Below are 12,920 nucleotides of genomic sequence, written 5' to 3'. Positions count from 1 at the left end.
ATGCGACATTAAGGTACGTTCGTGCCACGCTTTGAGGCCGGCAGTCGCTCTGGATCTTGCATTGGGTATGGCCCCTGCATAAGTATCCGCAGGCACGACTCACGAGGTCGTACCTCAATATTAAAAAATGACAACAAATCATGAGGCCAACATGCTTAAACACGCGGTCATTCCGTTTTTAGTCGGCGCAGGCTTGTTAGCCTCCGCACCTTTCGCATCCGCTGCGACTAACCTGGTGTTCTGCTCCGAAGGGAGCCCGGCCGGTTTTGATCCAGGCCAGTACACCACCGGAACCGACTTCGACGCCTCAGCCGAAACCATGTTCAACCGTCTGAGCCAGTTCGAGCGTGGCGGCACCGCCGTTATCCCGGGCCTGGCCACCAGTTGGGACATTTCCCCGGACGGCCTGACTTACACCTTCCACCTGCGTGAAGGCGTCAAGTTCCACACTACCCCGTATTTCAAGCCGACTCGTGAGTTCAACGCCGACGACGTGCTGTTCACCTTTAATCGCATGATTAACAAGGATGACCCGTTCCGTAAGGCATACCCGACCGAATTCCCATACTTCACCGACATGGGGATGGACACCAACATCACCAAGATCGATAAAGTCGACGACCACACCGTCAAGTTCACCCTCGCCCAGGTTGACGCCGCGTTCATCCAGAACATGGCCATGAGCTTCGCCTCGATCCAGTCCGCCGAGTACGCTGCCCAGCTGCTCAAGGAAGGCAAGGCTGCCGACATCAACCAGAAGCCGATCGGCACTGGCCCGTTCGTGTTCAAGAGCTACCAGAAAGACTCGAACATCCGTTACACCGGCAACAAGGACTACTGGAAACCTGAGGACGTGAAGATCGACAACCTGATCTTCGCCATCACCACCGACCCGTCGGTGCGTATCCAGAAACTGAAAAAGAACGAGTGCCAGGTCACTCTGTTCCCGCGTCCGGCGGATCTCGCGGCACTCAAGGCCGACAAGACCCTGAAGATGCCTGACCAGGCCGGTTTCAACCTGGGCTATATCGCCTACAACGTGATGGACAAGGTCAAGGGCAGCAACGAGCCAAACCCGCTGGCTGACCTGCGCGTGCGTCAGGCGCTGGACATGGCAGTGAACAAGCCACAGATCATCGACTCGGTTTACCAGGGCGCTGGCCAGTTGGCCGTCAACGCCATGCCGCCGACCCAGTGGTCCTACGACACCACCATCAAGGACGCCAAGTACGATCCTGAAAAAGCCAAGCAACTGCTCAAGGAAGCTGGCGTCAAGGAAGGTACCGAGATCGTTCTGTGGGCGATGCCGGTTCAGCGTCCGTACAACCCGAACGCCAAGCTGATGGCTGAAATGCTCCAGTCCGACTGGAAGAAGATCGGCTTGAACGTGAAGATCACCAGCTACGAGTGGGGCGAGTACATCAAGCGCTCCAAAGGTGGCGAGAACCAGGCCATGATCATTGGCTGGAGCGGTGACAATGGTGATCCGGACAACTGGCTGAACGTGCTGTTCGGCTGCGACTCGCTCAGCGGCAACAACTTCTCCAAGTGGTGCGACAAGAAGTTCGACGGCCTCGTCAAAGAAGCCAAGCGCACGACCGACCAGGCCAAGCGCACCGAACTGTACAAACAGGCGCAACACGTCCTCAAAGATGCAGTCCCAATGACACCTATCGCTCACTCGACGGTGTACCAACCCATGCGCGCCAACGTGCAGGACTTCAAGATCAGCCCATTCGGCTTGAATTCCTTCTACGGCGTCAGCGTCAGCAATTAAGCCATTGCAACGGCGACGTTCATGACGTCGCCGTTGTTTTAGCTGCCGGGAAGTCAGGAATTTGCCTACAGCCAATTCCGCTGCAGATGACTGCAGCGGCAGAGGACGTGTCGTCTTTTCCTACGAGTTTTAAGGCAATTACGCATTTACTGCCAGACCCACGGCCCCTACCGTCGGGTTCTGACCAGTCTCTGTGTGGGCCACCGGCTTGCCGTACGTACTGGATTGAGCTCAATGCAACCTCAACTTCCCTGGACGGGATCGCGGTGCATTGGACAACACTACAAAAAGAGGGAGCGTCATGCGCCATACCTTGGTTTTTTCCGCATTGCTGGGTGCCGGTCTGTTGGCCGCCACCTCCGCCAGTTACGCCGCCAGCAAGAGCCTGGTGTTCTGCTCCGAAGGCAGCCCGGCGGGTTTTGATACCGCTCAATACACGACGGCGACCGACAACGACGCCGCCGAGCCGCTGTACAACCGCCTGGTCGAGTTCGAAAAAGGCGCGACCAACGTCGTACCGGGTCTGGCAACCAAGTGGGATATTTCCGAGGATGGTCTCAAGTACACCTTTCACCTGCGTGAAGGTGTGAAGTTTCATACGACGCCGTACTTCAAACCGACACGCGATTTCAACGCCGACGACGTGCTGTTCACGTTTAACCGCATGCTCGATCCGCAGCAGCCATTCCGTAAGGCTTATCCGACAGAATTCCCGTATTTCAACGGGATGAGCCTGAACAAGAACATTGCCAAGGTCGAAAAGACCGGGCCGCTGACCGTGGAGTTCACGCTCAACAGCGTCGACGCCGCGTTCATCCAGAACATCGCCATGAGCTTCGCCGCCATCCTGTCCGCCGAATACGCCGACAAGCTGCTGGCCGAAGGCAAGCCGAGCGACATCAACCAGAAGCCGGTCGGTACCGGGCCGTTCGTGTTCAAGAGCTATCAGAAAGACTCGAACATCCGTTACACCGGGAATAAACATTACTGGGACCCGAGCCGGGTCAAACTCGACAATCTGATCTTCGCGATCAACACCGATGCGTCGGTCCGTGTGCAGAAGCTCAAGGCCGGCGAATGCCAGATCACCCTGCATCCGCGCCCCGCCGATGTTGAAGCCCTGAAAGCCGACCCGAAACTGCAACTGATTTCCAAGCCGGGCTTCAACCTTGGTTACATCGCCTACAACGTACGCCACAAGCCCTTCGACCAGCTCGAAGTGCGCCAGGCGCTGGACATGGCGGTGAATAAACAAGGGATTCTCAACGCTGTTTATCAAGGCGCCGGGCAACTGGCCGTCAACGCCATGCCGCCGACCCAGTGGTCCTACGACGACAGTATCAAGGACGCCGCCTACAACCCGGAAAAAGCCCGCGAGCTGCTCAAGGCTGCCGGCGTCAAAGAAGGCACCGAGATCACCCTGTGGGCGATGCCGGTACAACGTCCGTACAACCCGAACGCCAAACTGATGGCCGAAATGCTCCAGGCTGACTGGGCGAAAATCGGTCTGAAAGTGAAGATCGTCAGCTACGAATGGGGCGAATACATCAAGCGCACCAAGAATGGCGAACACGACATCAGCCTGATCGGCTGGACCGGTGACAACGGGGACCCGGACAACTGGCTTGGCACCCTGTACAGCTGCGACGCCATTGGCGGCAACAACTACTCCATGTGGTGCGACCCGGCGTACGACAAGCTGATCAAAGAGGCCAAGGTCGTCACCGACCGCGACCAGCGCACCACGCTTTACAAACAGGCTCAGCAGTTGCTCAAGCAGCAAGTGCCGATCACGCCTGTCGCCCACTCGACGGTCAACCAGCCGTTAAGCGCCAGGGTTGAAGGGTTCAAAGTCAGCCCCTTCGGTCGCAACGTATTCTCGGGCGTCAGTATCGATTAACCCAACCGATTAGCCGCAACGCTGAGGGGGGCCGTCTATCCCCCTCACGCAAGCGCTTTGCCGAAATTCGCCGATCCGGCCTTTTGCAAACGTTTGCGATGTGTGAATGAGTTCTAAACCAATAACCGGCCAACCCAAAAAAGCCGGCATAAAAAGAAAGTAAAGGAGCTTCACCCATGAAACTGAGCAGCACCGCGATACTGGCCTTGGCCATCAGCAGCATCACCGCCTCGGCTTATGCCGAGGAACAGAGCCAGGCGTTCACCCCGGTGACCGTCAACGAGAAAAGCGCCCAGGCTGACGCCACCGGTTTCCTCGAAGGTTCGACAATCAGCGGCACCACCCGTAACTGGTACGCCAACGAGCAACTCAAGCGCGGTGGCAAGTTCACTTACCGCAAGGACGGCGTCGCCACCCCGACTGACCGTCGTATCAACTGGGTGCAGGGCACCATCGTCAACTTCAACTCTGGCTTCACTCAGGGCACCGTCGGTGTCAGCACTGAAATAGCCGCCTACAACGCCGTGGCGCTGGAGCGTGATCGCAAGGATCTGGCCTCCAACAACGGTGGTGCACCGGGTTCGCGTCCGGGCGCGGGCAACAACCGTACGCTGACCAAAGAAGGCGGCGACGCTGAAGGCCAGTGGAGCAAACTGGGCCTGGCCAACGTCAAGTTCCGTGTGTCGAACACCACTCTGACCGCCGGTCGCCAGAACTTCAGCACCCCGATCGTCGACACCATCGGCAACCGTGCGCTGCCTTCGAGCTTTGAAGGTGTGAGCCTGCACAGCGAAGAACTGAACAACCTGTCGTTCGACGCCGGCAGCTTCGACCGCGTATCGCCGCGTACCGAAGAGAGCCTGTCGAAGTTCCGCTCCGAGTACACCAACAACAAAGCCGAGACCGATCGCGTAAGCATCGTCGGCCTGAACTACCAGCCGCTGAAAAGCCTGAAGACCAGCCTGTACGCCTCCAAGGTTGAAGACTTCTGGAACCAGTACTACTTCGGCGCCACCCATGAACTGGGTGACAGCAACATCGTGAGCCTGACCACCGGCCTGAACTACTACAAGACGGTCGATACCGGCAAAAAAGAGATGGGCGAAATCGACAACGACACCTACTCGCTGTCGTTCGGCCTGACTCACCAGGCCCACAGCCTGACCTTCTCGTACCAGGCCATCAACGGCGACGAGTACTTCGACTACCTGCACGAAACCAACGGCATCTACCTGGCCAACTCCCTGCTGTCCGACTTCAACGGCCCGAACGAGAAATCCTTCCAGGTCGCCTACGGTCTGAACATGGCCGAATACGGCGTGCCAGGCCTGAAGTTCAACATCTACCAGGCGCGCGGCTGGGGCATCGACGGTACTCACTACACCGGCACCGCGTACGACGTACGCAACATGGACGGTGAGCACCACTATGAATACGGCATCGGTGCTACCTATGCGGTACAGAGCGGCCCACTCAAGGCGACCACCATTCGTGGCACCTACACCGCTCACCGCGCCAGCGAAAACCAGTCTGACGGCAGCATCAACGAGTTCCGTCTCGTGACCACTGTTCCATTCAACATCCTGTAAAAAACGCCAACCGACGGCTGATTCATGAAGAGTCGGCCGTTCGGTTTTTTGTCTTCAACCGATTGCAGAGGGTTATCGATGAAAATGCTTCCCCTACGTGCGGCCGTCGCGGCTGCGTTGTTGAGCGCCGCCATCGGCGTCTCGGCCAAACCCTTGGTGGTCTGCACCGAAGCCAGCCCGGAAGGCTTCGATATGGTCCAGTACACAACTGCAGTCACGGCGGACGCTGTGGCCGAAACCATCTTCAACCGTCTGGCGGACTTCAAGCCCGGCACCACCGAAGTGATTCCGGCACTGGCCGAATCCTGGGACATCAGCGAAGACGGCCTGACCTACACGTTCCACCTGCGCAAAGGCGTCAAGTTTCACACCACCGAATACTTCAAGCCGACCCGCGACATGAACGCCGACGACGTGGTCTGGAGCTTCCAGCGTCAACTGGACCCGAATCACCCGTGGCACAAACTGTCGAGTGTGGGCTTCCCGTACTTTGAGAGCATGGGCTTCAAGGAACTGCTGAAAAACGTCGAGAAAGTCGACGACAACACCGTCAAGTTCACCCTGACCCGCCGCGAAGCGCCATTCCTGGCCGACATCGCGATGGCGTTCTCCTCGATCTACCCGGCCGAATACGCCGACCAGTTGCTCAAGTCCGGCAAGACCGGCGACCTGAACAACAAGCCTGTCGGTACCGGCCCGTTCATCTTCCAGCGTTACGCCAAGGATGCGCAGGTGCGCTTCAAGGCCAACCCGGACTACTTCCGTGGCAAGCCGCCAGCCGACGCGCTGATTCTGGCGATCGCCACCGACAACAACGTACGCCTGCAGAAGCTCAAGGCCAACGAGTGCCAGGTTGCGCTGTATCCGAAACCGGATGACATCCCGAGCATCAAGAAAGACAGCAACTTGAAAGTCGATGAGCTGGACGCGATGACCGTCTCGTACATCGCGATGAACACCCAGCACAAATACATGAGCGACGTGCGCGTGCGCAAGGCCATCGACATCGCCTTCGACAAGGAAGCCTATGTCAACGCGCTGTTCGGCAAAGGCAACGCCTCGGTGGCGGTCAACCCGTACCCGCCGACGCTGCTGGGCTACAACCACGACCTGAAGAACCCGCCACGTGACCTCGACAAGGCCCGCGCCCTGCTCAAGGAAGCCGGCGTTCCGGAAGGCACCGTGTTTACCCTGTTTACCCGTAACGGCGGTGGCCCGACCAACCCGAACCCGATGCTCGGCGCACAGATGATGCAGGCCGACCTGGCGAAAGTGGGCATCAAGGTCGACATCCGCGTGATGGAATGGGGCGAGATGCTTAAACGCGCCAAGAACGGCGAGCACGACATGGTGTCGGCCGGATGGGCGGGCGACAACGGCGACCCGGATAACTTCCTGACGCCTATGCTCAGTTGCGAGGCGGCCAAGAACGGCGAAAACTACGCTCGCTGGTGCAACGAGAAATTCCAGGCGCTGCTGGACGAAGCACGGGCTAAAGTAGATCCGGCCGAACGCGCGAAGCTCTACGAACAGGCCCAGGTGTTGTTTAATCAGGACCAACCGTGGATCAGCATGGCCCACACCCGGATGTTTACCGCAATGCGCAACAACGTAGAGGGTTATCACATCAGCCCTCTGACAACCAATAACTTCGCCACCACCCAGGTGAAGTAGATAAGAAACTCCCGGCCTCCCTGATCCCAGGGTCGCCGGGCACGCCTAACCGGCTGATGAGGTACCACACAAGATGTTTAGTTTTATTGCCCGCCGACTGGGGTTGTTGATCCCCACGTTTTTCGGCATCACCCTGCTGACTTTCGCGTTGATTCGCATGATCCCTGGCGACCCCGTGGAAGTGATGATGGGCGAACGTCGGGTCGACCCCGAAATGCACGCTCAGGCAATGGAACGCCTTGGTCTGAACAAGCCGTTGTATGCCCAGTACCTGGACTACATCGGCAAACTGGCCCACGGCGATCTCGGCGAGTCCCTGCGTACGCGTGAGAGCGTATGGACCGAGTTCACCTCCCTCTTCCCGGCGACCCTGGAACTGTCCATGGCCGCCCTGCTGTTCGCCGGTGTCCTGGGCCTTCTGGCCGGGGTGATTGCGGCACTCAAGCGAGGATCCCTGTTCGACCATGGGGTGATGGGCATCTCCCTGGCGGGGTATTCGATGCCGATCTTCTGGTGGGGCCTGATCCTGATCATGTTCTTCTCGGTGAGCCTGGGCTGGACCCCGGTTTCCGGGCGGATCGACCTGCTCTACGACATCGAGCCGCGCACCGGCTTCATGCTGATCGACACGCTGCTGGCCGATGACATGGGCGCGTTCCTCGACGCCCTGCATCACCTGATCCTGCCGGCCATCGTGCTCGGCACCATTCCGCTGGCAGTGATCGCGCGGATGACCCGTTCCTCGATGCTCGAAGTACTGCGCGAAGACTACATCCGCACCGCACGGGCCAAAGGCCTGTCGCCCTCGCGCGTGGTGTTCGTGCACGGCCTGCGCAACGCGCTGATCCCGGTACTGACCGTGGTCGGCCTGCAAGTCGGCACACTGCTGGCCGGCGCGGTCCTGACCGAAACCATCTTCTCCTGGCCCGGCATCGGTAAATGGCTGATCGAAGCCATTGGCGCCCGGGACTACCCGGTCGTACAAAACGGCATCCTGTTAATCGCCTGCCTGGTGATTCTGGTCAACTTCGTAGTGGACATCCTCTACGGCTTTGCCAACCCACGCATCCGTCATCAGCGCTGAGGTCCATATCATGAGCACTCCAACATCCTCAGTAGCCACTTCCGCCCCGAGCGCGGATCAAAGCCTGCTGTACCCGTCGCCGTACAAAGAATTCTGGCAAGCCTTCTCCAAGAACAAGGGCGCGGTTGCCGGCCTGTTGTTCATGCTGCTGGTGATTTTCTGCGCGATCTTCGCGCCGTGGGTCGCGCCGCATAACCCGAGCGAGCAATACCGTGACTTCCTGCTGACGCCACCGGCATGGCTCGAAGGCGGGCAGATGCAGTTCCTGCTCGGCACCGATGAACTGGGTCGCGACCTGCTGTCGCGCCTGATCCAGGGTTCGCGCCTGTCGCTGCTGATCGGTCTGTCGTCGGTGGTGATGTCGCTGATCCCGGGGATCCTGCTGGGTCTGTTCGCCGGTTTCTTCCCGAAAATGATCGGCCCGACCATCATGCGTCTGATGGACATCATGCTGGCCCTGCCGTCGCTGCTGCTGGCCGTGGCGATCGTCGCCATCCTTGGCCCAGGCCTGATCAACACCGTGATCGCCATTGCCGTGGTATCGCTGCCGTCCTACGTGCGTCTGACCCGTGCCGCCGTGATGGGCGAACTGAACCGCGACTACGTGACCGCCGCGCGCCTGGCCGGTGCCGGTCTGCCACGCCTGATGTTCATCACCGTGCTGCCCAACTGCATGGCACCACTGATCGTACAGGCGACTCTGAGCTTCTCTTCGGCGATTCTCGACGCTGCGGCGCTGGGCTTCCTCGGCCTTGGCGTACAACCGCCAACCCCTGAGTGGGGCACCATGCTGGCCTCGGCCCGCGACTACATCGAACGCGCCTGGTGGGTAGTGAGCCTGCCGGGTCTGACCATTTTGCTCAGCGTGCTGGCAATCAACTTGATGGGCGACGGTCTGCGCGATGCGCTGGACCCGAAACTCAAGAACGCCGCCTGAGGAGATTCCCATGTCACTGCTAGAAATCAAGAATCTCAACGTCCGCTTCGGCGACAAGAACGCGACCCCGGTGGTCGATGGCCTCGACCTGAAGGTCGACAAAGGCGAAGTACTCGCCATCGTTGGCGAGTCGGGTTCGGGTAAATCCGTGACCATGATGGCGCTGATGGGGCTGATCGAGCATCCCGGCATCGTCACCGCTGACTCGCTCAGCTTCGACGGCAAGGACATGCTCAAGCTGAGCAATCGCCAGCGTCGGCAGATCGTCGGCAAAGACCTGTCGATGGTCTTCCAGGACCCGATGACCGCGCTCAACCCAAGCTACACCGTCGGTTTCCAGATCGAGGAAGTGCTGCGCCTGCACCTGAAAATGTCCGGCAAGCAAGCGCGCAAACGTGCGATCGAACTGCTGGAAAAAGTTGAAATCCCGGGCGCTGCCAGCCGTATGGATGCTTACCCGCACCAACTGTCCGGCGGCATGAGCCAGCGTGTGGCAATTGCCATGGCGATTGCCGGCGAACCGAAACTGCTGATCGCCGACGAACCGACCACCGCACTCGACGTGACGATTCAGGCACAGATCATGGATCTGCTGCTGGCGTTGCAGAAAGAACAGAACATGGGCCTGGTGCTGATCACTCACGACCTCGCGGTCGTGGCTGAAACCGCCCAGCGCGTGTGCGTGATGTACGCCGGCCAAGCCGTAGAAGTCGGTCAGGTACCGCAACTGTTCGACATCCCGGCGCACCCGTACAGCGAAGCGCTGCTCAAGGCGATTCCCGAGCACAGCCTGGGCGCCTCACGCCTGTCGACCTTGCCGGGCATCGTTCCGGGCCGTTACGACCGTCCGCAGGGTTGCCTGCTGTCGCCGCGCTGCCCATACGTGCAGGACAGCTGCCGCGCGCAGCGTCCAGGCCTGGATCCGAAAGCCAACAGCCTCGCCCGCTGCTTCTACCCGCTGAACCAGGAGGTGGCGTAATGGCCGTCGTACTTACCGCCCGCGACCTGACCCGTCACTACGAAGTCTCCCGTGGCCTGTTCAAGGGCCACGCGACCGTGCGCGCCCTCAACGGCGTGTCGTTCGAGCTGGAAGCCGGCAAGACCCTCGCGGTTGTAGGCGAATCAGGCTGCGGCAAATCCACCCTGGCCCGTGCCCTGACCCTGATCGAGGAGCCATCGTCCGGTTCGCTGAAAATCGCCGGCCAGGAAGTCGCCGGTGCCGACAAGGCCCAGCGCAAGCAACTGCGCAAAGACGTGCAGATGGTGTTCCAGAGCCCGTACGCGTCGTTGAACCCACGGCAGAAAATCGGTGATCAACTGGCCGAGCCGCTGCTGATCAACACCAACCTGTCGGCCACCGAACGTCGCGAGAAAGTTCAGGCGATGATGAAACAGGTCGGCCTGCGTCCCGAGCACTACCAGCGCTATCCGCACATGTTCTCCGGTGGTCAGCGCCAGCGTATCGCCCTGGCCCGGGCGATGATGCTGCAACCCAAAGTGCTGGTGGCGGATGAACCGACCTCGGCGCTGGACGTGTCGATTCAGGCGCAGGTGCTGAACCTGTTCATGGATCTGCAGCAAGAGTTCAACACCGCTTACGTGTTCATTTCGCACAACCTCGCGGTGGTGCAACACGTGGCGGATGACGTGATGGTGATGTACCTCGGTCGCCCGGTGGAATTGGGTCCGAAAAACGACATCTACGAACGTCCGTTGCACCCTTACACCCAGGCGCTGCTGTCGGCGACTCCGACCATTCACCCGGACCCGAACAAACCGAAAATCAAGATCGTCGGCGAACTGCCTAACCCGCTCAATCCGCCAGCTGGCTGCGCGTTCCACAAGCGCTGCCCGTATGCCACCGAGCGTTGCAGCACTGAAGAGCCGGCATTGCGCCAGCTCGACAGCCGGCAGGTGGCTTGCCACTACGCCGAACAGTTCCTCGACGGCGCCGCCTGATAACGGCGGACGAAATTGTGGGAGCGGGCTTGCTCGCGAATGCGGTGTGACAGTCGAAGATGAACGTGACTGATTCACCGCTTCCGGGAGCAAGCCCCCTCCCACAAGAGACTTGAGTTGTAGCCAAAGCGTTAACCAAGCCCCTTCGCCCTCGATTGCGCATCAGTCGGGGGAAGAAGGGGTTTTCTTTTGCCTGCGATTTACGACTGGCTGTCGCCATCATCATCGTCGGTGTCTGGCTCGTCAGTGGTCGAATCATCATCGTCCTTGCTGCCACCCTGATCCTGATCACCTGGTTCGGATTCGGACTTGGCCAGCACGATCACACCACCGTGCCCATGCGCTGCATTGAAACCCTGCTGAGGACTGGCGGTACTCGCCCAGGCTGCAGACGTACCCAGTGACAGCATCACCAAAACCTTAAGCAACAGCACAATGCGTTGAAAAATGCTCATAGCTGATTCCATCCTTTCGTGGTTGTAGCCTGGGGTGCCGATCCGGCGCTGAATGAAATCTAGTTCCGATCAGCCCGGTTCACCAGATAGGACGCTAACGAGCCCCCGGAAATGCCCCGGTTTGGCAGATCACTTGTGAATAATCGCTATAACCGAATCAGCTAAGCGAGGTCACGCCTTTGCGGGCAGCAAGCACCTTGGCCCGGGTTGATGAGCGTGTCGCAAGGTAGACCAACGGCAAGGTCATCAGCGCCAGCGTCGCACTGGCAAACCACACGCTGTGGCCGCCGAAGTGCCCATACAGCTGACCACTCAACACCGGCGACAGCAATGCGCTCGCACTCCAGCTCATGAAAAACAGGCCAAAATACTGGCCGCTTTTACCGCCCTGCGCGTGTTGCATGACCAGTACATTCATCGGCGGCATGAAAAAAGCTTCACCCAATGTCCAGATCACCGTCGACAAACACACATAAAACAATCCAGAGCCAAACGGCAACATTCCCAACCCGACGGCCAGCAACACACAACCCGCCAGCAATTGCCGACGCAAGCCCCAACGCTCGCCCCAGTGCGTCAGTGGAATTTGCAGCGCCACCACCAGCATCGCATTGAGCCCGAACTGCCAGCCGATGGCCTCGGTGCTCAAGTGGTAGTAGTCGCGTAGATAATTGCCTAGCGTGCTGTAGACGGTATCGAAGGCCATCCCGAGCAACACCGCCGCCGCCAGTAGCCAGAGAAACGCCGTGTCGCGCAACGGCACGCCAGTGCCAGCCTCGGGAACCTCATCGGGCGCGAGTACCGCGCGGCGCCAGGTAGTACGCACAAACCAGAGCAACGCCAACAGCGTCATCGCCGCACTGGCAAAAAACACCCAGCGGAAATCCGTCTGCGCCAACACCCCGCCGGCAATACCGGCGGCGGCCATGCCAAGGTTACGCGCCACCCGGCTCAAGGCTTGAGCGCGCGGGCGCTGCGCAGGCTCGCAGTACTCCATGATCAAGCGCTGGTGCAACGTACGAATCGCGCCATCGACGGTGCCGCTGAGCAACAGCAACCCGGCCAACAGCGGCACCTGCGTCACCAGCCCGAGCAGAATCAGCACCCACACGGAAACGAAAAACAGCGCCGCCGTCAGCCGCGCCGTCCGCACATGGTCACTGAGCAGCCCGCCGAGCATCGAACCGACCAACAACCCCGCACCGTAAGCCGACAACAGCCAGCCAACCGTCTCAATCGCCAGTCCCAGCTCCTGACGCAGATACAACGCCATGAACAGCTTGACCATGCTGCTCAGCCGATTGATGAACAGCAACGCCGCGAGCACCCAGGCCATCAGACTGAAATAGCCGTTGGGGCGAAGCAGATGGACGAGGTTGCGCGTCATTCCATTGACCTCTCAAAGCGACTTGCGTGGACCTGGAACACTAACGGTCAGCGACCCGGTTGTCGCGCTCAAGAACATCGTAAACACAAAAAACAGAGCCGCCCTACAAGCCCCTGTAGGAGCTGGCGCAGGCTGCGATCTTTTGAAGATCAAAACAT

The 12,920-nt window shown here is 59.6% G+C and carries 10 protein-coding genes; 8 read left to right on the top strand and 2 right to left on the bottom strand.

All coding sequences use genetic code 11. The features are described 5' to 3' along the window. Window positions 1-151: 151 nt before the first annotated feature. The 8 genes from AC1UK9_RS04585 to AC1UK9_RS04550 all read left to right on the top strand — a co-directional run bounded on the left by AC1UK9_RS04585 (window position 152) and on the right by AC1UK9_RS04550 (window position 10,920). A complete protein-coding gene (locus AC1UK9_RS04585; protein WP_473014469.1) occupies window positions 152-1,777 on the top strand; it encodes an ABC transporter substrate-binding protein in 1,626 nt (541 codons plus the stop codon). Window positions 1,778-2,078: 301 nt separating this feature from the next. After that, window positions 2,079-3,677, top strand: a complete 1,599-nt coding sequence (locus tag AC1UK9_RS04580) for an ABC transporter substrate-binding protein (protein ID WP_025109494.1) — start codon at window positions 2,079-2,081, stop codon at window positions 3,675-3,677. Between the two features lie 176 nt (window positions 3,678-3,853). Then, window positions 3,854-5,266 carry an OprD family porin gene (locus AC1UK9_RS04575; protein ID WP_482579595.1) on the top strand — a complete coding sequence of 471 codons (1,413 nt, stop codon included), beginning with the start codon at window positions 3,854-3,856 and terminating at the stop codon, window positions 5,264-5,266. A 78-nt stretch (window positions 5,267-5,344) separates the two neighbouring features. Continuing rightward, entirely contained in the window at window positions 5,345-6,940 is a 1,596-nt protein-coding gene (locus tag AC1UK9_RS04570) for an ABC transporter substrate-binding protein (RefSeq protein WP_025109496.1), read from the top strand. A 73-nt stretch (window positions 6,941-7,013) separates the two neighbouring features. After that, window positions 7,014-8,024: an ABC transporter permease subunit gene (locus AC1UK9_RS04565; protein WP_025109497.1), complete on the top strand. Its 1,011-nt coding sequence runs from the start codon at window positions 7,014-7,016 to the stop codon at window positions 8,022-8,024. A 10-nt stretch (window positions 8,025-8,034) separates the two neighbouring features. Next, window positions 8,035-8,961, top strand: coding sequence for an ABC transporter permease subunit (locus AC1UK9_RS04560; protein WP_003221608.1), 927 nt, complete (start codon window positions 8,035-8,037; stop codon window positions 8,959-8,961). Between the two features lie 10 nt (window positions 8,962-8,971). Then, a complete protein-coding gene (locus AC1UK9_RS04555; RefSeq protein WP_025109498.1) occupies window positions 8,972-9,940 on the top strand; it encodes an ABC transporter ATP-binding protein in 969 nt (322 codons plus the stop codon). Then, window positions 9,940-10,920: a peptide ABC transporter ATP-binding protein gene (locus AC1UK9_RS04550; protein WP_025109499.1), complete on the top strand. Its 981-nt coding sequence runs from the start codon at window positions 9,940-9,942 to the stop codon at window positions 10,918-10,920. The genes AC1UK9_RS04555 and AC1UK9_RS04550 overlap by 1 nt, the downstream gene beginning before the upstream one ends. Window positions 10,921-11,120: 200 nt before the next feature. Here the strand turns inward: AC1UK9_RS04550 and AC1UK9_RS04545 are convergent, their stop codons facing one another. Further along, window positions 11,121-11,375, bottom strand: coding sequence for a hypothetical protein (locus tag AC1UK9_RS04545; protein ID WP_025109500.1), 255 nt, complete (start codon window positions 11,373-11,375; stop codon window positions 11,121-11,123). 157 nt (window positions 11,376-11,532) lie between these two features. Continuing rightward, window positions 11,533-12,762, bottom strand: a complete 1,230-nt coding sequence (locus AC1UK9_RS04540; RefSeq protein WP_482579594.1) for an MFS transporter — start codon at window positions 12,760-12,762, stop codon at window positions 11,533-11,535. Between the last annotated feature and the right edge of the window lie 158 nt (window positions 12,763-12,920).

The sequence above is a fragment of the Pseudomonas sp. AK-TSAG1-1 genome (assembly GCF_056821665.1).
Note: the sequence above shows the minus strand (reverse complement) of the source record. Positions and strands in the feature narration are given on the sequence as shown.